At 36.1% G+C, this 20496-nt stretch carries 20 protein-coding genes, 3 pseudogenes and 1 other annotated feature; of the genes and pseudogenes, 18 read left to right on the top strand and 5 right to left on the bottom strand.

Translation table 11 applies throughout. The features are described 5' to 3' along the window. Nucleotides 1-7 precede the first annotated feature (7 nt). Genes AC4CU2_RS17525 through AC4CU2_RS17535 form a run of 3 tightly spaced genes read left to right on the top strand, consistent with a single transcriptional unit; the run spans nucleotide 8 to nucleotide 6059 of the window. Nucleotides 8-472 (top strand): hypothetical protein, encoded by a 465-nt coding sequence (locus AC4CU2_RS17525; RefSeq protein ID WP_004762884.1) that lies wholly within the window; start codon nucleotides 8-10, stop codon nucleotides 470-472. Nucleotides 473-484: 12 nt separating this feature from the next. Then, nucleotides 485-2854, top strand: coding sequence for a hypothetical protein (locus tag AC4CU2_RS17530; RefSeq protein WP_490769262.1), 2370 nt, complete (start codon nucleotides 485-487; stop codon nucleotides 2852-2854). 4 nt (nucleotides 2855-2858) lie between these two features. Beyond that, nucleotides 2859-6059: a tyrosine-type recombinase/integrase gene (locus AC4CU2_RS17535; RefSeq protein WP_314340329.1), complete on the top strand. Its 3201-nt coding sequence runs from the start codon at nucleotides 2859-2861 to the stop codon at nucleotides 6057-6059. Between the two features lie 237 nt (nucleotides 6060-6296). Here AC4CU2_RS17535 and AC4CU2_RS17540 read toward each other — a convergent pair whose 3' ends face one another. The 3 genes from AC4CU2_RS17540 to AC4CU2_RS17550 are packed head-to-tail and all read right to left on the bottom strand — an operon-like array spanning nucleotide 6297 to nucleotide 8456. Continuing rightward, nucleotides 6297-6515, bottom strand: coding sequence for a hypothetical protein (locus tag AC4CU2_RS17540; RefSeq protein ID WP_000550046.1), 219 nt, complete (start codon nucleotides 6513-6515; stop codon nucleotides 6297-6299). A 4-nt stretch (nucleotides 6516-6519) separates the two neighbouring features. Continuing rightward, nucleotides 6520-7815, bottom strand: a complete 1296-nt coding sequence (locus AC4CU2_RS17545) for a Y-family DNA polymerase (protein ID WP_000834353.1) — start codon at nucleotides 7813-7815, stop codon at nucleotides 6520-6522. A gap of 14 nt (nucleotides 7816-7829) precedes the next feature. Continuing rightward, nucleotides 7830-8456, bottom strand: coding sequence for a LexA family protein (locus tag AC4CU2_RS17550; protein ID WP_004637145.1), 627 nt, complete (start codon nucleotides 8454-8456; stop codon nucleotides 7830-7832). Between the two features lie 203 nt (nucleotides 8457-8659). Here AC4CU2_RS17550 and AC4CU2_RS17555 point away from each other — a divergent pair. From AC4CU2_RS17555 to nadS, 10 genes and pseudogenes are all read left to right on the top strand, one after another. Then, nucleotides 8660-9729, top strand: a pseudogene (locus AC4CU2_RS17555) (IS3 family transposase); the annotation flags it as partial. Then, nucleotides 8935-9051 (top strand) — a sequence feature (AL1L pseudoknot). It overlaps the preceding pseudogene by 117 nt. 55 nt (nucleotides 9730-9784) lie before the next feature. Next, the gene (locus AC4CU2_RS17560; RefSeq protein ID WP_490769263.1) at nucleotides 9785-10717 is read left to right on the top strand and encodes an IS5-like element ISAba12 family transposase; all 933 of its coding nucleotides are present in this window, start codon (nucleotides 9785-9787) and stop codon (nucleotides 10715-10717) included. 327 nt (nucleotides 10718-11044) lie between these two features. Next, complete coding sequence (locus AC4CU2_RS17565) at nucleotides 11045-11260, top strand: cold-shock protein (protein ID WP_004637138.1); 216 nt, start codon at nucleotides 11045-11047, stop codon at nucleotides 11258-11260. A 98-nt stretch (nucleotides 11261-11358) separates the two neighbouring features. Further along, complete coding sequence (locus tag AC4CU2_RS17570) at nucleotides 11359-11586, top strand: hypothetical protein (RefSeq protein WP_004637137.1); 228 nt, start codon at nucleotides 11359-11361, stop codon at nucleotides 11584-11586. A 69-nt stretch (nucleotides 11587-11655) separates the two neighbouring features. Further along, nucleotides 11656-11853, top strand: coding sequence for a hypothetical protein (locus AC4CU2_RS17575; RefSeq protein ID WP_004637135.1), 198 nt, complete (start codon nucleotides 11656-11658; stop codon nucleotides 11851-11853). Nucleotides 11854-12174: 321 nt separating this feature from the next. Further along, nucleotides 12175-13293, top strand: a complete 1119-nt coding sequence (locus tag AC4CU2_RS17580) for a Fic family protein (RefSeq protein WP_126039520.1) — start codon at nucleotides 12175-12177, stop codon at nucleotides 13291-13293. A 603-nt stretch (nucleotides 13294-13896) separates the two neighbouring features. Further along, nucleotides 13897-15417, top strand: coding sequence for a catalase (locus tag AC4CU2_RS17585; protein WP_490769264.1), 1521 nt, complete (start codon nucleotides 13897-13899; stop codon nucleotides 15415-15417). A 181-nt stretch (nucleotides 15418-15598) separates the two neighbouring features. Beyond that, the gene (locus AC4CU2_RS17590) at nucleotides 15599-16546 is read left to right on the top strand and encodes a sensor domain-containing diguanylate cyclase (protein ID WP_490769265.1); all 948 of its coding nucleotides are present in this window, start codon (nucleotides 15599-15601) and stop codon (nucleotides 16544-16546) included. Nucleotides 16547-16766: 220 nt separating this feature from the next. After that, nucleotides 16767-17087: a type II toxin-antitoxin system RelE/ParE family toxin gene (locus tag AC4CU2_RS17595; protein WP_490769266.1), complete on the top strand. Its 321-nt coding sequence runs from the start codon at nucleotides 16767-16769 to the stop codon at nucleotides 17085-17087. Beyond that, a complete protein-coding gene (gene nadS, locus AC4CU2_RS17600) occupies nucleotides 17080-17352 on the top strand; it encodes a NadS family protein (protein WP_004942828.1) in 273 nt (90 codons plus the stop codon). The genes AC4CU2_RS17595 and nadS overlap by 8 nt, the downstream gene beginning before the upstream one ends. Nucleotides 17353-17418: 66 nt before the next feature. On the opposite strand, the gene AC4CU2_RS17605 is transcribed toward nadS, so the two are convergent. Next, a complete protein-coding gene (locus AC4CU2_RS17605) occupies nucleotides 17419-17835 on the bottom strand; it encodes a hypothetical protein (RefSeq protein ID WP_490769267.1) in 417 nt (138 codons plus the stop codon). Nucleotides 17836-18006: 171 nt separating this feature from the next. Between AC4CU2_RS17605 and AC4CU2_RS17610 the strand changes: the two are divergent. Continuing rightward, nucleotides 18007-18165: pseudogene (locus tag AC4CU2_RS17610) on the top strand (transposase); the annotation flags it as partial. A gap of 133 nt (nucleotides 18166-18298) precedes the next feature. Here AC4CU2_RS17610 and AC4CU2_RS17615 read toward each other — a convergent pair. Next, nucleotides 18299-18754, bottom strand: a complete 456-nt coding sequence (locus AC4CU2_RS17615; RefSeq protein ID WP_490769268.1) for a hypothetical protein — start codon at nucleotides 18752-18754, stop codon at nucleotides 18299-18301. A 143-nt stretch (nucleotides 18755-18897) separates the two neighbouring features. Between AC4CU2_RS17615 and AC4CU2_RS17620 the strand changes: the two genes are divergently transcribed. The 4 genes and pseudogenes from AC4CU2_RS17620 (at nucleotide 18898) to AC4CU2_RS17635 (ending at nucleotide 20284) form a co-directional block, all read left to right on the top strand. Continuing rightward, nucleotides 18898-19143, top strand: coding sequence for a type II toxin-antitoxin system RelB/DinJ family antitoxin (locus tag AC4CU2_RS17620; protein ID WP_155861421.1), 246 nt, complete (start codon nucleotides 18898-18900; stop codon nucleotides 19141-19143). Continuing rightward, nucleotides 19133-19426: pseudogene (locus AC4CU2_RS17625) on the top strand (type II toxin-antitoxin system RelE family toxin). Before AC4CU2_RS17620 ends, AC4CU2_RS17625 begins: the two are co-directional and overlap by 11 nt. Before the next feature lie 83 nt (nucleotides 19427-19509). Then, nucleotides 19510-19902 (top strand): hypothetical protein, encoded by a 393-nt coding sequence (locus tag AC4CU2_RS17630; RefSeq protein WP_213687791.1) that lies wholly within the window; start codon nucleotides 19510-19512, stop codon nucleotides 19900-19902. 46 nt (nucleotides 19903-19948) lie between these two features. Beyond that, on the top strand, nucleotides 19949-20284 hold the full coding sequence (locus AC4CU2_RS17635) for a hypothetical protein (RefSeq protein WP_129717937.1): 336 nt from the start codon (nucleotides 19949-19951) through the stop codon (nucleotides 20282-20284). Nucleotides 20285-20496: the final 212 nt, after the last annotated feature.

Raw genomic sequence — 20496 nt, forward strand, 5'->3', positions numbered from 1 at the left:
GATAAAAATGTTAAAATTTGACTATTTAGTAAAAAATATTGAGATTTTTATAGGGCAATTTATCATGCCCTTTTGCTTTGACCGACCAAATGTTCTGCTTGAGATAGTAAAAATTAACTCAGAACTACTAAAAATCAAAAAGATTAAACAGAGTCAGAAAGTAGTAGTACAGGCAAAGTTCAAAGTAATCTACGTCAAAATTTGGCAAAAAATCTTGCTATTGATGCAAAGGGAGCCAGGATTACGTGTGCATTCTAATTATGTTGCAATCTTACAGCTGATACATAATCTTGATGATTTTATCGAAAAATCACAGCAACACTTGTGCTTTGAAAGGAAAGCTCAGAAAGAGCTGGATGCTAAATTTTTTGCTCGATTTTTTAAGCTAACAAAGAATTCAATAAAAGATCAACTTTTACAAAATTGTTTAGATCGTAATGAATTTAGACAATGCAATGTGATAAAAAATTAAGCGAAAATGAATATGCCGAAGATTGACGCAGAAGAGCACTTTTTAGATTTAGCAGAAAAATTCCAAAAAGATTATTGTCTGTTACATGATGATGTTGTGAATACACAATTTATTGATCTATCAGATGATTTGTATAAAGAAGTCTACGCGCTATACAAATTAGCACAACAAATTTATAGCTATATATCAGGCTCCAGACAGATCGGTAAGTATTCTTTTTTGGCTGCTTTGAGTTATTTTTCATGTCCGAATATTAGTAATACTCAAGAGTTGTCGTCTGTACGTTATTTGATTTTGCAAGCGAGTTTTTTAACATATCGGCAGTATCAAGAATTTGCAAAAATTGATAAAGCTGAGAATAAGCAAAAACATGTTTGTGATCTCTTTCGCTATGTCTCACGATATGTTCTGGATTCTAATCATGCTGAATTATTTCAAGAATGCAGTGAGCTACTAAATCGCTATGTCACGTACGAACGTAATTTGAAAAAAGAGGATCGTAATCAACTTTTTAATATTAAAGATTTCAAACAAGTACAAGTCATAGAGTATTTATCGGCTCTATTAATAATTTTTAAAAGACTAGATGATCGTCGTGTAGTTCATCGTCAGCGTAAGTCAAAAAAAAGCAAAGTTTTGGAATGGCCAACTAAAAATGAACTCAAAAAATTTCGTGAAATAAAATCAGGTAAGCATGAAGATATCGGACATAACGCAAAGATCAGTTTTTATGATGCCTCTCTTTACAAAGATGAAGATGGTGAAATTGAGTTATTGGACACTGAAGTAGAATTATACTCTGAAGATGAAAAAACTAAAAATTTTAATCATTTAATTAGTGATTATGCTGCGTATTACACGCGGCATCGCCAACGCCGTCATGCGCCATTTATTACAAATCCACATTATTTGGCGCCAGATATACTGAAGCAAATTGTTTATGTGCTAAGAGATGAATTATCAGGACAACCGAGGAATGCGGCGATCGCTGCTGCCTGTTTATTGTCTTTATTGACGGGATTATCACCCGTTGCACTGATGGATTTTAATGACCTTATTCAGGAGGGTACGTTGATTCAAAATGGTTCAAGTAGACGTCGCGAATATTTACTCAAATTAAATCTTAATATTACAGAGCAGAAGATTAAGAGCTTAAATGATGAGCGATGGAATGAAGTGATGACACATCAACTACATTTACCTTCTGCTTGGTTTGACTATATAGAACAAGCATCGAATCCAATAATTTCTTCAACAGACATTAATACAAAACTTAAGAATTGGCTTGATAATCGGTTTGTAGGTTCGATCACTGTTGAAAAACTGCAGGCTCAATTATATTTTCATATATATTATGAAACATATAATGAATATCTAGCTCATGTAATTGCTGGGCGGGATAGTCAGCATCACATGCCTGGTATCTATTATGGAGGGCTACCGAAAGCTCAACTCAGTAGCACATATCTAGCCTTTGTAGAAACAGCACTTACACCACATTCCTCGGAATTTACTGAAGACACGGCTGAACTAAAAATATTGCAACAACAATTCAAAGTGCAATCTGCATTATCTATCGGAAGGATAGGGAGCCAACTGGCACTTGAACCCAGTTTTGTGAAAGAGCAATTTGCTTTTTTACATAAACATTGCCAAGAAAATATTCAAAAAGATCAACATATCATTAATCAACTGAATGCATACGCATGTTGGATGTGGCATATCAGCTTGTTGAGTTTGGCAAGTCGGCCTAAAGAAAACCTGTTGGGGAATTTGGATGATTATTGTGTTGAGCTCAAGCTTTTATATGTGAATGATAAAAGAAATAGTAAAGCAAGAAAAGATGGTCGTTTTATCCCATTATCTGATTTTTTCATAAAAACACTGCAAAATTACACAGTCTTTTTAGAACAAATTATTGAAGCGTACGGTTCGTTTTTTAGACAAGTCTTTACAAAGAAAATTACTGTAAATGATCTTTTTGGCAAGGTCATTGATAGTAAAGATATCTTGCCGATAACTGTCAAAGAGTGGCAGAGCAGAAAAATTAAGTTAATCCCTTTATCTCGAAACTGGGTAAATTTATATATGGAAGGAATCTTTCCAAAGAATATGTATTCGAATTGGTTACGTCATTTTGATATGAATTTTTTGATGTATGCAGAAGAAAAAGAAGAAAAAGAAAAAAAAGAAGAAAAAAAAGAAGAAAAAACTGCTTTAGCATTCCATTTAATACAGGCTCTTTATGGTCATGATCAACGTGACCGAGAGGCTTTTCATCCGCATTCTTCACTTATTCCGAATGTCTATGTACAGCAAGCCCGCCAGCAATTGCAAGATAATGTCAAATTTTTATCGATTAAACACTTAGAGCGAAAATAGTTGTATGCAAAAAATCAAAGAACTAATAAAACCGCAACTAGATGATCTATTTGTTGATATTCATAAATTGGTGAAAAAGTCGCTAGATAGACAGCCTTCTTCACCTGAAGTATTGACGAAAGACATGCAGCAAAAACTTGATCAGCAGATCGCTGAAAAATGGCATGACATTAAAGATAGTGTTGATTGTTTGAGTCAAAAGTTGAGCCGAGACGAACAATCAAAACTGATGCAATTAACTGAAGATGAATTTAATAAAAGAAGGAGGCAATTCAACCAGAATGTAGATAAAAAATCATACAGAATTAAGCTAAATCCACATACGAAACGGATAGTACTGCCTAGAAAAATTGAAAGTACAGAGTCACGATTAGAACAGGGGCATCTACATATTTTGGTAGTCAAGGAATTAAGGCAGTATTGGCAAGATTCATTTGAATATTGGGATGAACCGAAGTACTTATGGGGAAATTTATGCTTAAGTTTTATATATATTTCAGGCTGTGCAGATGAACAGCATTTGATTACTATTCAGAAACAATTGCAGGATGCCATTGAGCTTGGTACAGATCTGAATTGTTTTCGGTTATACCATTCTGATTATCAAAAGATCACTAATCCATTGTTACTACATTATCGTGTTGAAAACTCTCAATATGGCAACGATGTAGAACAGGGAAAGTTGTACAAATGGAAACATGTTTTTTTTAACCCATATGCGCAGTTCATTTTACAATATTTAAAAAAGTTGAAAGCCACTCAGAAAGAATTTCGTCTGCAACATTCAGTTGAAGATTGTATTTTAGAAAGCTTGAGTAAGATAGGCAGGAAAAAAAGTCTTGGGGATCTGCAATATCAAATTAAACGCCGTGGATTTCGTGCATTTAATGATGTGCAAATGGTACTCGAATTTAATCCAAACCTTAGCCTAGATATATTTTTGAGTAATGTGCTTCAGCAAGAGATTAATACTGTCGCTTTAAGGCCATCCGAATTTAGATTGCTGTGGAATAATGATTACAATCAAGTCACAGAACAAGAGAGTCGCCCTATTCATTTTGAACAAGAGCAGTTACTTCCGGAAGTTCCGACTGCTCAAAGCAAATTACAAACGATTCCGTATGAGTTGATGTTGTTTGATCAAAAGAAACGTAAAGGTCAAAAAGTTGAGCGTTTAGATAAAAAGAGGAATAAAGAAGAACGCACGCTACGTTTTTGGCAAGAAACCAGAAGGGTGTTAGAGGAGAAGATAGTTGATGCTAATACGGAGGAAAAGTCTTTAATTGATGCTCAACTACGCTTAATTCACTGGTTAATGCATTTAAAAAAACGAGGGCTTCAATTATCAACTATTGAAAGCTACTTAGGATCGTTTGGTAAAGAATTTATATTTGAGATTTGGCTCAATAAATTAGATTTAAAGCAACAATCCATTGATGATTATGAGGATTTATATCGGCAGCTATTGAAATACAGCAGTGAACGTGATGAAAAAGCAGTTCAACGAGATTCGGTGAAAGGAAAAACCTCTCGTAAGATGCACCAAAGCGCAGAATACCGTTTTGGTCGCCTAAAAGATTTTCATCAATTCTGTATAGAGAATTATGATGCTCCAGGGGTATTGGTGTTACAGAATTCAAGTTTTAAGCATTTACAAATTTGCAATGCACGGCTAGTGAGTCCTTTGCTATTTGGCAAATTATTGGAAAAACTAGAAAATTTAAGTCAAGAGCCAACGGCATCAGAGTGGGTCGATCATCTGAGTTGTTTAAAGCTGATGTATTTACTAAGTTATAGAACTGGACTTCGATTAAATGAAGTTCGTTGTCTTAAAATACAAGATATTATTTGCCCAGAGTTACTTTGTAAAGAAAAAGAAAATACAGCTTTTAATAATATCACGCTTCATATTCAGAACAATTCATATCGCCGTCTGAAAACGCAAAGTGCAAATCGTCAAATACCTTTGAAAATTGCATTGTCAGAACATGAGTTTTTAGTAGTACAACGTTACATACAACATCGTTATGAGCAATATTTGGTTAATCAGCAGGATGATCTACTTTTTAGTGTGAATCATCGTGTATTAACTGATCAATGTATCAGCAAAATTACAGTAGATTTGTTTAGTCAAATATTAGGTATGCATCATGGCTTTAGTTTTCATACATTACGCCACAGTGCTGCTAACTATCTAGCAATAACTTTGCTCGGTTCAAAAGAAATGATCAAGACCTACACAGATTGTCCTTGGGTAAAAGCAAAAAAGATGAGGGATTTATTGTTTGGTATGAAAGCACGTGCTCAAGAAGAGATTATTCAACATAAATGGCAGGTGCTCGCCTCTTGGATGGGGCATAGCAGTATTGAGCAAACGGCTTCAAATTACCTTCATGTTTTGGATTTATTAGCAGTCGATCGAATTTATAATTCGCCGTGTATCATTTCAAAAAAAGTATTAGAACAGTGTTTTAGTCCAGTGAAGTCAAGTACAGACTACATAAACCTAAATCGTTATACTCAGCAGCAGAAATGGTTTAATTCTTATCAGCAAACACAGCCAGTTACGATTGCTGGCCGACAAGAAAAGAAGTTTAGTATCGAGAAGAGTAATCTGACACCTTTTCAACGTTTGATAAGTTTTAGAGAAGGTCGTTTAAGCGAAGATACTCAAGCTCAAGAATGGATGCAACGATGTCAATGGATGAGCAATAAATGGATGGATCGCCAAAAATTTAATTTAAAAACGAATTATGTTTATAGTAAGAATTTAGAAGAGAGTTGGTTTGATGAACTTTACGAAAAGGCTAAAAAACTGACTCGTCAAGATGAAATAATTCCTCTCCTTGATTTTCATTATAAAGATGATAGGCAGCAAGATGCACTGAAAGAAAAGAACATGTTTAAGGCGCTTAAAATATTATTATTACTTGGAAAACTGCGTAAGAATTTTCTACATTTTCAATGCCGAATGAAAGGTGATGAGCAACAAATTGTTAATTTTATTACTGGTATAGAGCCAATGTTAGGAGATCATCTGTATTTAGAAAAACAAAACTACCCAGTTAATTTGGGTGCTCCTGAGCGAACCGTTAAATTTAGTTTTCAAAGAGTTGTCGGTTCTAACAAAAAAAATGTTACTCCGCTGGTTATATTTAATTTAATGTTAAAAATGATGCAAGAAGATGAACTCTGGATCAAATAGCCTAAGCATCTTAAAAAGGGGAAATTTAAAAGCTTTAGCATCACAGTTTCGTCACTGGATTTTAGACACTAGTGTAAATTGGTAAATCGCTGAGCTAAAGTGTTGTAGTCCAAACTCGATATGACAGTTACCCATTTTATAGTGTGCCTGTCAGGTTAAATTTGAGCTAAATTATTCTCAGCCCAAATCCGCTTCCAATCAAATAATGATTCAAGTGGCGTGCCGCCTCTGCTCAATCTAATTCACAGTACCTAAAACAGGTATCAACTTCGGCCCAGCCATTCTCGCTTTGCTAATGATATCCACCAGCTCATAATAAGTCAGTTCAAACTTATCATCACTATCAAAAACATAAACCATGTTCTTGCCTTCATGTTCTTGCGGAGTAGGTGGTACAAATCGTTTCGGGATTAGGAGTTGAGTAATTTGTTCGTCAGTTAATTTAAATAAGTGCATGTTTTTATCCTACTCTAGGTAAGTCAGACCATTTTGTTAAATACGATGGTGATCTAAGGTTTTGATTCATGTGCCATGAGGCTTCTTGATTGTTGGCAATGCCTAGCGTAACGAGATTCTTCCCAAACCGTTCACTGATGGCTTCAATAACATCTGAAAGTTTTTCGCGCTCTTGCTTATGCGAATAGTCCGTGAATAGATCAGGCACAAATTTGGATTTATCCTTAATTTCTAAAAGTACGATTCCTGCCTTTTTATACTTAAAACCCTTCTTAAATATCTGATCGATACCTTTCATTGCAGCCTTGGTGATAAGTAACCAGTCGTCTGTATGCTCATGCATCTGAACTACGGTGTATGGAGTGTAACGCTCAGTCTTATCAAATCGACTGGTTTGAATATAAACCCCAATCATCTTGCAGATTGAGCCATCATCACGCATTCGCTTTACTGCTCTGGCTACATAGAGTCGCACCGAAGCCTTTAGATCATCCACTTCATACACAGGGCTGCCATATGAACGGCTGCTGATAATCTGCTTTTTGGCTACTGCATCATCAGTCAGGTCGATACAAGACAAACCCTGTAACTCAAGTACTGTCTTTTCCATGACGATGCTGAATTGCTTTTTAATTTCTTTAGGATTGGCGTTAATCAGATCTAGAACAGACTGGATGCCCATAGCATTGAGTTTCTTGCAGTTCTGCCTGCCGACTCCCCAAACATCAGATACATCGACTTGCGCCAGTAAAGTCTCAGCAGAGCACTGGTCCATATGAACTAAATTACACACGCCACCAAAATACTTGTTCTTCTTGGCTAAATGATTGGCAATCTTGGCTTCAGTTTTAGAGCGACCGATTCCAATACAGCAGGGTAGGCCTAACCATTGGAATGCTTTAGTTCTCATATCTTGCGCATATTCTGTCAGGTCAAATAAGTGCTCATACGTTGTGAGCTTTAGGAAGCATTCGTCAATTGAATAGACTTCTTGCTCTCCAGGTGCAACATAACTCCCGAGAAGCTCCATAAAGCGTCTGGACATTTCACCATACAGAGAGAAATTACTCGAGAGAACCTGAATGTTATGTTGTTTGATCAAATCCTGAATCTGAAATACAGGAACCCCCATCTTTATACCTAAGTCTTTTGCTTCTTGGCTTCTTGCCACGGCACAGCCATCGTTGTTGCTGAGCACAATGGTTGGGCAATCATTTAGGGCAGGGTTAAACACACGTTCACACGAGACGTAGCAATTATTCACGTCAACTAACGCAAATATCTCATTTTCACTTTTCATTTTTATTCTTCTTTTTATGAACGGTGATGAATACGTTTTAAATTAAAAGTCACTACACCCCAAATAGATATTGTCTGACTGTCGTTGGGAATGATGTGATTGTATCTAGGATTCTCAGCTTTTAACCAAAGGTCTGGAAGAGGGTAGTCTTCATCTCCGAAAATCTCTTTGATTTCAGACTTAGACATCTTGCTTGTAATCATTAACCGCTTAATTGTCGAAGCACTATTATCAATTAATGCAATTACGATATCGTAGTGCTTTGCTTCTATACTGCGATCAACAATGATCGGATCATTAATCTCAAAACCTGCATCAAGCATCGATTCACTGTCTACGTAAGCGATAAATGTAGAAATAGGGTTATGAATAAGGAATTCATTCAGATCGAGTGCTTTATCTTGTTCATCCTTGATACTAAATGCAGGACCAGCAGGAATGCGCTCTAAAGAGACTGGAATTGAGACTTTGGATTTGGGTAGTACTGCGGTTAACCCTAATTTCTCAACAAGTTCATTTTGAACAGCGATTTGCTCTAGAACTGTATTGATGGTAGGGCTTGGCTTACCCTCTGGACCCATGAGCTCTTGCAAAGATGACCATGCGTCATCAGAGAAGTAGATAGGCAACTTCTTAGACATGTGATACTCCTACGCTACAGTGGCGTGTTTGGAAGTAGAATTTGTCTAAATATGATATTACTAACAGGGATTAAAATTCAAATTTAAAAAGTTGTGGATAAACAAGGAGAAGTCAAAATAAGTCGTTTTGTTTCTGCTCATCGCGTGGAAAAGTGAACCGTACCGGGTTTGTCGGAGACTAACTTTCTTGAGAGAATGTTCCGATGAAAAAACCTAAATATACCCCTGAAATCAGAGATAGAGCGGTTCAATTATTGATTGAATCTGAAAAAGATTATCCTTCTACTTGGGCTGCGATCACCGCTATTGCTCCCAAGATAGGTTGTACTCCTGAAACACTTCGTGCCTGGCATCAAAAGCATTTAGATCAGCAAAATCCTATTAAAGTACAACAGATATATGATCAAGAAAAAATGAAGCAAATGGAACGTGAAATTAAAGAATTAAAGCGTGCCAATGAAATTCTACGTAAAGCAGCCGCTTTTTTCGCCCAGGCGGAGCTCGACCGCCCACACAAATAATGGTGGATTTCATCCATAACAATAAAGACTTATATGGTGTTGATGCGATTTGTAGGATTTTACCGATCGCAGCTTCAACCTATTACCGGACTCTAGATCTCTGCGATGAGAAGCATTGCTTCGCAAGGGAACATCGAGCAAAGCGAGATTTACATGACTTGCATCATGCTGAGGAGATTAAACGAATTTGGAAGGAAAGTTCAGGTCGGTATGGTGTACGTAAAGTCTGGCAAAAACTGAAACGTGAAGGCTATATTATTGCACGCTGTACTGTTGCTCGATTAATGAAAAAGCTAGGTATACAAGGTGTTTGGCGAGGTAAGAATAAACAAACCACCCGTAGCCGAGATGATCAAAAAAGAGCAGATGATTTAGTGAAACGTAATTTTAGTGCTGATCATCCAGATCAGCTGTGGGTTGCTGACTTTACGTATATTCAAACTCATTCAGGCTGGGTCTATACCGCCTTTATTATTGATGTGTTTTCACGAGCAATTGTTGGATGGAAAGTATCTACACGAATGAATACAGATATGGTGCTCGATGCATTGGAGCAAGCATTGCACGATCGAGGCATGCCAAAGAATGTGATTCATCATTCCGACAGGGGTGTTCAATATCTTTCCATTCGCTATACCAATCGTTTAGAAGCAGCAAATTTACGAGCATCAGTCGGTACGACTGGTGATTCATACGATAATGCTTTGGCTGAAACAGTGAATGGCTTATACAAAACAGAGGTGATTGAATATTGGCTTTGTTGCACAAACCTATCTGTAAAGGGTTTTTCAGCGATATAATTTCTAAATGAAGAAGCCTACACACAAAATCTACCGCACAACCAATTGGTCCGCATATAACCGAGCACTCATGAGTCGCGGAAATATTGCCATTTGGTTTGATCCTGCTACGCAATGGTATGCGCCATCAAAAGGCAAACAAGGGCGAAATCAAACCTACTCCGACGCAGCCATCCAATGCTGCTTAATGATTAAATCCTTATTCCGTCTGTCTTTACGTATGGTCACTGGCTTTGTGCAAAGTCTGATTAAACTTTGCGGATTAAATTGGATAGCTCCAGATTACACCACGCTTTGTAGAAGACAAAAGCATATTGATATTGTAATCAGCTACCAAAAAAGTAGCGATGGGCTGCATCTACTCATGGACTCTACAGGCATGAAGTTTCTAGGTGAGGGCGAATGGAAACGCAAGAAACATGGACCTGAATATCGTCGCCAATGGCGTAAACTTCATATTGGTATAGATGCTAAAACCCTACAAATACGAGCAGTTCAGCTTACAACCAATAATGTCAGTGATTCACAGGTGCTTGGTGATTTACTTAATCAGATTCCACAAGATGAGCAGATTAACTCTGTTTATACCGATGGAGCTTATGACACCAAGCAATGCCGTCAGGTCATTGCAGATCGGCAAGCGCATGCGGTGATTCCACCTAGAAAAAATGCGAAACCATGGAAAGATACAAAGAGTAGCTCGCTAGAGCGAAATGAATTACTTCGAACAATTAAACGTTTAGGCAGGACACTATGGAAAAAATGGTCAGGCTATCATCGGCGAAGTTTGGTTGAAACTAAGATGCATTGCATCAAATTATTAGGAGATAAACTCAGTGCAAGGAGTTTTGATAGCCAAGTGAATGAGATCCATGCACGTGTAGCAGTCCTTAACAGATTTACGGAATTAGGTCGACTACTTACCCAAGTTACGCCTTAAATTTGGCTCAATTAGGGGCGCTTTGCATTTCAAATCTTTGTGCAACAAAGCCGTTCCGAGAGAGACTATAAGGCTTTTTTATGAAATATAATTTTCTTTTATCAAAAAAATAAATATAACTATTAAAAAAACTTGATTATTTTTCTTTTTACTGTATATTTAACTCAACTAGAAAAAAAGTCTCGTTTCGGTAAATCTTCCTTAAGTATCGCAGTTTTAGTCATAATCCTTCGTTTTTTAGATTTTAAGTTTCATTCTTTATTATTTTCCAAGTTATAATCGGTCAATATAATGACTAAAAATTATTAAAAATCAGTAGGATATATTATGTCAAACTCAAATGTTGTTAAAGGTACTGTTAAGTGGTTCAACGAAACTAAAGGTTTTGGTTTCATTCAACAAGAATCAGGTCCAGACGTTTTTGCTCATTTCAGCGAAATCGCAAGTTCAGGTTTCAAAACCTTAATGGAAGGCCAGCAAGTTGAATTCAGTGTAGCTCAAGGTCAAAAAGGACCGAATGCTGTAAATATTGTTGCTATCTAAGTAATAATAGACAGTAATAAAAAGCACTCATGAGTGCTTTTTTTATACTTCAAAATTTGTTTTAAAAATTAAAATATTTCTAAAAAATAGGATGAAATTTGTTGAAATTAAGTAATTTAATTGCAAAATCTAAAAATGGTACTGAAATTATTGTTTCATTAATTCCTCTTCATAAAATGCAAAATACACGTCAAGGTTCAAAAAAAATCGAAGTAGGTAAAAGAGTCCTTCTTTCATCTGGAATCGAGGTTGATTTAAATTTGGATGGCCGTACATTTTACACTTCTTTAAATCAGCTATTTAAATTAAGTCATAAAGTTGCTTAGAGCCAACATCAACAAGTATTAAGAATTGGGGTAGATTTCTGCCACTATAATTTTATTAAGGGGATATATATGTTTAAACAGACTCTCAACGTAAAAGACCAGTTTGGGGTTAAACAAGCTATTCAAGCAACAGTAGATCATCATTTTGCCGATACGCAATCTCACTCAAATATAAGACATATCACCGTTGATGGAGAAGATATTCGACCTAGTTTTGAAATGTTTTTTCAAAGTACTGTAAGTGGAAAAATTTTTAAAATTTTATAGATAGTATTTTAAAACCAATACGATACGCATTGTAAGAAACGAGAGCTAATAGCTCTCAGGTCATCCCCCTAAAAATAATTGAGTTTAAAAGTAGAAAATACAAATATTCTCAAATGATCTCTATTTTTTGGAAAAACATATCAAGTTTGTTTATAAAAAAGCCGATATATTTCTGTTATTCACCAATTAAAATGTCTATGCGATAAACCATTTAAAATGTCCTATAAAAAATGAGCTGATTAATTATCATATTCGGCTCTTGTTATGAGCCGAATAAGTGCTATATTCAACTCATCTGAAATTTTAGATGAGCGATTGAAAATGCAGAAATGGATTTGGCAAGCAGAAAACTGGACAAATTTTACATGGCTAGATTCAGTTATCTTACCTAAAACCAGACAGATACATCAAAAAATAGGGATTATTCTGGGGCAAAGTCAGCATGATTTAGCAAAAGAGCAATTCACCCTAGATACTCTGCTTGCCAATCTTGTTGCTTCATCTGCGATTGAAAACGAAACGATCAATGTTTTTTCACTACGATCATCTCTAGCTCAACGCTTAGGTGTCACACTTGAACAGCCTTATCCAAGCTCAGATCGATCAGAAGGTTTAGCCAATATCATGCTAGATGCGCTTAACGATGTTAAGCAACCATTGACTGTTAATCGTCTCATGCAGTGGCATCGTTGGCTTTTCAATGACCCAGATTGGACAATGCACCGTTTACGCATTGGTCAACTTAGGGGGGCAGAGCCTATGCAGGTCGTTTCAGGTCGATTGGACTATCCTAAAGTGCATTTTGAAGCACCGCCAAGACAAGGCTTAGAAGAACGCTTAAATGCCTTCATAGATTGGTTTAATCAAAGCCTAAATGATTCATTGCTTGATCCTCTGTTACGTGCAGGTATTACCCATTTATGGTTTGTTACCCTACATCCTTTTGATGATGGTAATGGACGTATTACACGTACACTTACAGACCTTTCTTTAGCTCAAATGGATGAACAGAGCATTCGTTTATATGCTATGTCTACTGCGATATTGAATAAACGTAAAAGTTACTATGAGATATTAGAACAAACTCAAAAAAATGATTCTGATATCACCGATTGGCTAGTTTGGTTTTTAGATACATTGAATGATAGCCTTGAAAAAACCTTAGCGCAGATAAGTCGAACATTGTTTAAAAGTCAGTTTTGGCATAAATATTCAAATTTAGCCCTGAGTGAAGAACAGCGCAAAGTTCTAAATCGTTTATTAGACGGTGGAGAAAATGGCTTTGAACATGGTATTAGCGCTTCACAATATCAAAAGGTTGCTAAAATTAGTAAGGCAACAGCTACTCGCCATTTATCAGACTTACTTGAGAAAAAATGTATCGTCAAATTGGAAGGTGGGGGACGTAATACACGCTATCAGATCAATACTCAGTTATAGAAATTTAAGCCATAAAAAAAACCCGACATCCTGTCGGGCTTTTTCATATCGGGTTGCTAGTCTTACTGATCTCGTGCTGCCCATTCCTTGCGCTATTTTCTTATTCTTGTTTTCTAGAAACATCCAGTTCCCTTATGTATTCATCATAGGATTAATGCGTTGAATTACCAATCCGCAAAAACCTTAAATCTGTGTAAGTTTTAGCTTACAAAGTTGGCCTATTTTATCCCAAGAGTTGTCCGCAGAAATTGGGGATTATTTCTGAACTGTGACCCTTGAGAAATCAGGAAAAAATGCAAAAACGAATGTTTTTTGATCAATTTTATTGGCTAAAAGTTACAGTTTTGCTTAAAAAGAAACCGACTTGTTTCCAAGTCGGTTGAACGAGAACGTTCCAGAGGGTATGAATAACGATAAGATACTGATCTTAAAGTAATATTAAAAACACGTTTCGTATAAGAGATTTATGTTAAATCAGTTGGCTATAAATTTTCAAAAATATCCTTAGTTTAATATTTTAATAAGCAAGTAAAGGGTAAGATAGGATTGAAAATATTAAATTTCTGTAGGAAATTTAAATTAAAAGAAACGGGAGTTAATAGTATGAGTCAAGACCCTAAAAAATGTCCTGTTACCCACCTGACTACTGAAGCTGGTGCCCCTGTGGTCGACAATCAGAACAGTATGACGGCAGGTGCGCGTGGACCTTTACTTGCCCAGGATTTATGGCTGAATGAAAAACTGGCCAACTTTGTCCGTGAAGTGATTCCAGAGCGTCGTATGCATGCCAAAGGTTCAGGTGCTTTCGGTACCTTTACCGTGACCAATGATATTACCCAATATAGCCGCGCTAAAATTTTCTCTGAAGTCGGCAAAAAAACCGAAATGTTTGCGCGTTTCTCAACGGTGGCGGGTGAACGTGGTGCGGCCGATGCAGAACGTGATATTCGCGGTTTTGCCCTGAAATTCTATACTGAAGAAGGCAACTGGGATCTAGTTGGCAACAATACTCCGGTATTTTTCCTACGGGATGCCCGCAAGTTCCCTGACCTGAATAAAGCAGTCAAACGTGACCCGAAAACCAACAAGCGCAGTGCCACCAATAACTGGGATTTCTGGACATTATTGCCTGAAGCCTTGCATCAGGTGACCATTGTCATGTCGGATCGCGGTATTCCTGCTGGCTACCGTCATATGCATGGTTTTGGCAGCCATACCTTCAGTTTTATCAATGCCCAAAATGAACGCTTCTGGGTGAAATTCCATATGCGTACCCAGCAAGGCATCCAGAACCTGACCGATGCTGAAGCAGCAGACTTGATTGCCAAAGACCGTGAAAGCAGCCAGACCGACCTGTTTGATGCCATCGAACGTGGCGACTATCCAAAATGGAAAATGTACGTTCAAGTCATGCTAGAACTGGAAGCCGAAACAGTGCCTTATCATCCATTTGACCTGACCAAAGTCTGGCCGAAGGGAGATTATCCACTGATTGAAGTCGGTGAATTTGAGCTGAACCGCAATCCGGAAAACTATTTCCAGGATGTAGAACAGGCAGCCTTTGCACCTAGTAATCTTGTACCGGGCATCAGCTACTCACCGGACCGTATGTTACAGGCACGTTTAGTGAACTATGCCGACGCAGCGCGTTACCGTGTTGGTGTAAATCATTCACAGGTTCCGGTCAATGCTGCACGCTGCCCTGTAAACTCTAATCGTCGTGATGGTCAGGGCCGCATGGATGGCAACTATGGTTCATTGCCACATTATGAACCGAACAGTTTTAACCAGTGGCAGGAACAACCTCAGTTTAAAGAACCAGCATTAAAGATTACCGGTGATGCTGATTTCTGGGACTTCCGCGAAGATGACAATGACTACTTCAGCCAGCCCCGTGCCCTGTTCAATTTGATGAATGATGAGCAGAAACAAGCATTGTTTAATAACACGGCCGCAGCGATGGGTGATGCGCTAGATTTCATCAAATACCGTCATATCCGCAACTGTTATGCTTGCGATCCAGCTTATGGGCAAGGCGTTGCTAATGCCTTAGGTATGACTGTAGCAGATGCTCAAGCGGCACGTGAAACAGATCCTGCTAAAGGTTTACCAAGTTTTCTTTAATGTGGAAATTTGATTTAGATAGTTAATAAAAAAGCCCGACAGGATGTCGGGCTTTTTTATTCTCTATTTTTTAGATTAAGCTTGTAAGTGTATATACAATGAGAATTAAAGTTTCTATTGGTCCTATTAAATAGCATTTTGCCACTTCTAGGTTCAATCCTAATCAAAATAGTGAGTAATTATGATCCCTTCTTATGAAAACTTTAAAGATTTTAAAGATGCTGGTGAAAAAATTTTAGAGTATTTACATAATCACTTAGGCTTTGCTTTATGGATGATCACTCGTACTGAAAGTAATGATTGGATAGTTTTGCAAGCTAAAGATCATGGATATGGAGTACAGGCAGGACAGGTCTTCAATTGGGCTGACTCATACTGCTCTAAGATGGTATTAGATAAAGGGCCACGCATAGCACCTGATTCGAAAAAGATTCCACTGTATGTAGAAGCAGGTATCAACAAACTGGTCGATATAAACGCCTATATTGGGCAACCTTTATTCAATGAGGATGGTTCTATTTTCGGCACATTATGTGCTATTGATCCATCAGTACAGCCTCAAAGCATAGAACAACATAGTGATCTATTAGAGCTATTAAGTTTATTACTTAGTCGAATTTTACAAAATGAACTTAAAATTAATGAACAAAAAAGAGTTAGTGAAAAGCTTGAAATGGATTCATTAACCGATCATTTAACGGGTGTTTTTAATCGTCGTGCTTGGGATACATTTTTGGATTTAGAGGAAGATCGATGTAAAACGTACGGACATCCAACCACAGTGATTATGATAGATTTAAATGACTTAAAAGCTATAAACGATAAATTTGGTCATTCGGTTGGAGACCAGATGATCCAAAAAACGGCCCAAATCTTAAAGAAAAATGTACGCTCCAATGATTTAGTCGCACGTTTAGGAGGAGATGAGTTTGGCATTCTAAATATTGAAACGACTTTAGAAAATACTCAGAAATTGGTGAATCGGCTTTTAAAGTCCTTACAAAATGCTGGAATTAATGCTGCTCTTGGTGTTGCGGCACGTGAACCAAGTAAAAATTTACGAATGGCAGTAATTGAAGCAGATGAAAAAATGTATCAGCATAAACGTCAAATTAAAGTCATCATTTGATGATTCCATAGAACAGGATGTTTGAGGATCTAAAACAATAATCGTAAGTCAGACACTTGGATTGTGAAGCTAGACAGGAGTCTTGCTTGAGCAGTAAGCTCATTTGAAGTTTTTCTAAAATTAACATAATGGTTGTTATACGAAACGAGAGTCGATAGCTCTCGTTTTTTGATATCGAAACTGCTAAAATCGATATACGCCATTGACGCACATTGAGTCTATGTTATTTATTGAAACCAGCATCTTTACCAAGCAAATTAAAGACCTTGTATCTGATGAGGAATATCGCCAACTTCAAGAAGATCTATTGGTTCAGCCAGATAAAGGTGACTTAATCAAGAATGGCGGTGGCATTCGAAAAGTACGTTGTGCTCAAGGTAACAAAGGTAAAAGTGGCGGCATTAGAGTAATTTACTATTGGGTAAATGAGGATAATCAAATCTTTTTCTTAATTGCTTATCCAAAATCTGTTAAAGATAATTTAACGGATAGAGAAACAACCATTCTGCGCCAACTCGTGAAGGAGCAATTTCATGGATAACAACTTATTTGATGACTTGGTTGCTTCAATCAAAGAAGCTGGAGCTATCAAACGTAAAGAAGTTAAAGCAAGCCGAGTTACAGAACTCGAATTACCTGATATTAAAGAAGTACGAGAAAAAACTGGCTTGAGCCAAAATGAATTTGCTGCACGTCTACATATTAGCCCACGTACCCTGCAAAATTGGGAACAAGGACGACGTTATCCAACTGGACCAGCGGCTACATTGATTCGAATTTTAGATGCTCACCCTGGCCTTATCTAAAAATTAATTAAAAGATGGGAGCTTAAGGCTCTCATTTTTAGTTTCGCACAAGGTGTATTATGTTAATTATTTTGAATATAGAAGCATCAACCCACCAATAATTAGCCATAAAATACCTGAAATCCATTTAATATTAGATATATATAGCCAAGTTTTATATTTTTTAAAAAATGTGTTCATCTTTTTATCATTAATAGATGAAAAGAGAATAGGGGGATTAGGAAATACGACTTTTCGTTTCAAAATAATTTTTTCTCTTAAAAATCCAATTTGTATAACAATTGGTAAGAAACTGAGAACCAAATAATTTCCTAAATCAATTTTAGTAAAATAATTATTATTATCGAAAGCTAGTTCACATATCTTAGACAAATTTCTTTTAAGATAAGAACGTTCAATAAACACTAATATGAAATAAATTAGTAGTAACAGTATGGTTGATATATGACCAAAGTGATAAAAAAAATTTTGACTATTATTCATAATACTCATTTACTTGATAAGCTATATATGTTCCTGAATTTTCACCGATAGCTTTTCCTATTTCTCCACCAGCATACCCTCCGACAGCAACAGCTAGTCCAATTATGATGTGTGCTGAAAAAACAGGAGGTTTTAACTTGGTAAACTAAACACACTCATCAGGAGTTTACCATGAGCAAGAAACACAAGACTTACACCACAGAATTTAAAGCTGAAGCCATAAAATTAATTGAAGCCAATCAAGGCAATGTCTCGGAAACAGCCAGACAACTTAGCATTTCAATGCAAACTCTTTCAAATTGGAATACCAAAGCAAAGGCTGGAACTTTACCAAGTTAAAACCTCCTGTTTTTTCAGCACACATCATAGGCTGCGTATAAGAGATTTTATGTTAAGCAGATGATCAAAAGGCCCGTGAATAGGGCCTTTCGTATAAGGTGTATTATGTTAATTTTAGAAAATCTTAAGTTTGAATAACTTCGAAAAACTGGTGTTGAATTCCTAGTTTTCCATCTTTGTATTCAACCATATAAATTCTTTTATCTTTATAATCATCACAATAAGTAACTGATATTAAGTAAAGCTGTTGAAAATCATCACCCTTTTCAAAAAAACTTATATCAGAAACTTTCCCCCAGTCAAAAGATGCACTATTTCCACAAGAACAAGGCTCATAATAAGATTCATGATTATGCCAATATTTTTCAAAAATTTTTCTTTTGAAATTAATACAAGATTTCTTGTCTGCTTTATCAAATTCATCGCCTAAATGTAATTTTTCGATTTCATACATATCGGAATAGTATGCTTTCAAAAAATCCGTAAGAATTTTTTCTTTATCTTGTTGTATTACCTCAGCATTACTAATTCTATCAAACATTTTTGAAAAGCTTAGTAGAAGCTCAATATCTTCACTCATTTTAAATTCACATTAAAATTAAAAAATAAGAGTATCTCTGTTTTAATTTTAATGCCATTTAACATAATGGCGGTTATACGAACTATTCATGTAATGCAAATTGCATTACAATATATCCATGCATTCAACAAATGGGAAAAGTAATGGCTACTGTTAACTTCAGGGTCGACGCAGCCCTAAAAGAGAAATCCTTTTCTGTCCTAAAAGAACAAGGTATTGCACCGACTGAGTTTTTCACCAACATCCTTGAGTATATTGCGACTACAGGAAAACTACCTGTTCAAAAAGCCTTACTCTCAGAAGAAGATGCTGAATTATTAGCGACTGTACGCAAGCGAATTAATGACCCTAAAGAAATGTTCGAGGAAATTACTTTAGATGACTTATAAGCTTTTACGTCATAAGGACTTCACAGCTGAATGAGAAAAACTTCCCAGTGCTATCAGAGATCAATTTAAGAAGAAACTCGCTAAGGTCATAGAGCAGCCACATATTCCCAAGAATATGCTCAGAGGTGATCTTTCAGGCTGCTATAAAATTAAATTATTAAAGGCTGGAGTCAGATTAGTTTATCAAGTCAAAGATGATCAAGTAGTCATCTTGCTCATCACTGTTGGGAAACGATCTGACAGCATAGTTTATGACGAAGCGAAGAAACGCATTAAAGACTAAAAATGGGAGCTATAAGCTCCCATTTTTGACTTCGTGTAAGGTGTATTATGTTAATTTTAGGAAAATTAAAGGATTCTTAGATCATGATAGTCCATATTATAAGAGAAGCTTGTTGTTCCCAAGATGATCAATTAGGCCCTTTAGAAATACAATTAGAATTTGAGGAAAATGTAACATTAGAACAAGTAATAAAGGAAATCTGCACAGTAAAATTTCTTCAATATAGTTCTTCACATAACCATATGCTTGGAAGAGCAGATGATCAAAAAATAGTAGAAATACTATTACCTCAAGAAGAAATAATTTTTCATATTCAGAAAGATAGTTTAGTTAAAAATTTAATAGCTGAAAGCGGATTCAGCTTCTCTTTTATAAATAGTATTTTCGATATTAAAGATAAAACAATGACTGAAAATAAACCTAACAAATGTCTAGAAAAAAGAAGCCTTTTACAAAATCTTATTTTTTGGAAATAAGTTATATACTGAATCAATTAACATAATGGCTGTTAAGGTAACTATTGTGAATCCTATTAATGACCATACAGATATTTTGACAAACCTATTACAAATTATGCATGACTCGGTTAATGGTCATTATGATGAGTTAAAAGCAATTTTTGATTATTTTGAATCTTCATTAGATAACTCCGTCTCAATGGAGGCTAACTTTTCCTATTTGATTGAAGGAGAAGAAAAATTCGCTTTTTTAGAAGATCCTGAATCAAAAGTTCCAAGTCTAATTGAAAGCTTGCATAAAATTATGAAAAGCCATACAGGTGGTGATTGGAAAAAATTTATTTTAAATCTAGATGCAAATGGGAAAGCTCATACTAAATTTATTTATGATGAAAAATAAACCATTTTTGAGCTAGTTATAACTTTAAATATAGTTTATTTAACATAATAGAGCTTATACGAAACGCACTTTAAAATATTATTGTTTTTCATATAATTATAAAATTTTTACTGACCTCAAAAACAGTAAAAAGCCGACTTAGAAACAAGTCGGCTTTTTTATGAGCAGGTTTGATACTTCTTGCCAATAAAATCGATCAGAAATTAATCAAT

This window comes from Acinetobacter sp. 797_lipA, assembly GCF_058243025.1.

Coding starts and splice junctions, on each gene's coding strand:
- AC4CU2_RS17525 (WP_004762884.1), top strand. CDS start 8: ATGTTAAAATTTGACTATTTAGTAAAAAATATTGAGATTTTTATAGGG.
- AC4CU2_RS17530 (WP_490769262.1), top strand. CDS start 485: ATGCCGAAGATTGACGCAGAAGAGCACTTTTTAGATTTAGCAGAAAAA.
- AC4CU2_RS17535 (WP_314340329.1), top strand. CDS start 2,859: ATGCAAAAAATCAAAGAACTAATAAAACCGCAACTAGATGATCTATTT.
- AC4CU2_RS17540 (WP_000550046.1), bottom strand. CDS start 6,515: ATGCACTTATTTAAATTAACTGACGAACAAATTACTCAACTCCTAATC.
- AC4CU2_RS17545 (WP_000834353.1), bottom strand. CDS start 7,815: ATGAAAAGTGAAAATGAGATATTTGCGTTAGTTGACGTGAATAATTGC.
- AC4CU2_RS17550 (WP_004637145.1), bottom strand. CDS start 8,456: ATGTCTAAGAAGTTGCCTATCTACTTCTCTGATGACGCATGGTCATCT.
- AC4CU2_RS17560 (WP_490769263.1), top strand. CDS start 9,785: ATGAAGAAGCCTACACACAAAATCTACCGCACAACCAATTGGTCCGCA.
- AC4CU2_RS17565 (WP_004637138.1), top strand. CDS start 11,045: ATGTCAAACTCAAATGTTGTTAAAGGTACTGTTAAGTGGTTCAACGAA.
- AC4CU2_RS17575 (WP_004637135.1), top strand. CDS start 11,656: ATGTTTAAACAGACTCTCAACGTAAAAGACCAGTTTGGGGTTAAACAA.
- AC4CU2_RS17580 (WP_126039520.1), top strand. CDS start 12,175: ATGCAGAAATGGATTTGGCAAGCAGAAAACTGGACAAATTTTACATGG.
- AC4CU2_RS17585 (WP_490769264.1), top strand. CDS start 13,897: ATGAGTCAAGACCCTAAAAAATGTCCTGTTACCCACCTGACTACTGAA.
- AC4CU2_RS17590 (WP_490769265.1), top strand. CDS start 15,599: ATGATCCCTTCTTATGAAAACTTTAAAGATTTTAAAGATGCTGGTGAA.
- AC4CU2_RS17595 (WP_490769266.1), top strand. CDS start 16,767: ATGTTATTTATTGAAACCAGCATCTTTACCAAGCAAATTAAAGACCTT.
- nadS (WP_004942828.1), top strand. CDS start 17,080: ATGGATAACAACTTATTTGATGACTTGGTTGCTTCAATCAAAGAAGCT.
- AC4CU2_RS17605 (WP_490769267.1), bottom strand. CDS start 17,835: ATGAATAATAGTCAAAATTTTTTTTATCACTTTGGTCATATATCAACC.
- AC4CU2_RS17615 (WP_490769268.1), bottom strand. CDS start 18,754: ATGAGTGAAGATATTGAGCTTCTACTAAGCTTTTCAAAAATGTTTGAT.
- AC4CU2_RS17620 (WP_155861421.1), top strand. CDS start 18,898: ATGGCTACTGTTAACTTCAGGGTCGACGCAGCCCTAAAAGAGAAATCC.
- AC4CU2_RS17630 (WP_213687791.1), top strand. CDS start 19,510: ATGATAGTCCATATTATAAGAGAAGCTTGTTGTTCCCAAGATGATCAA.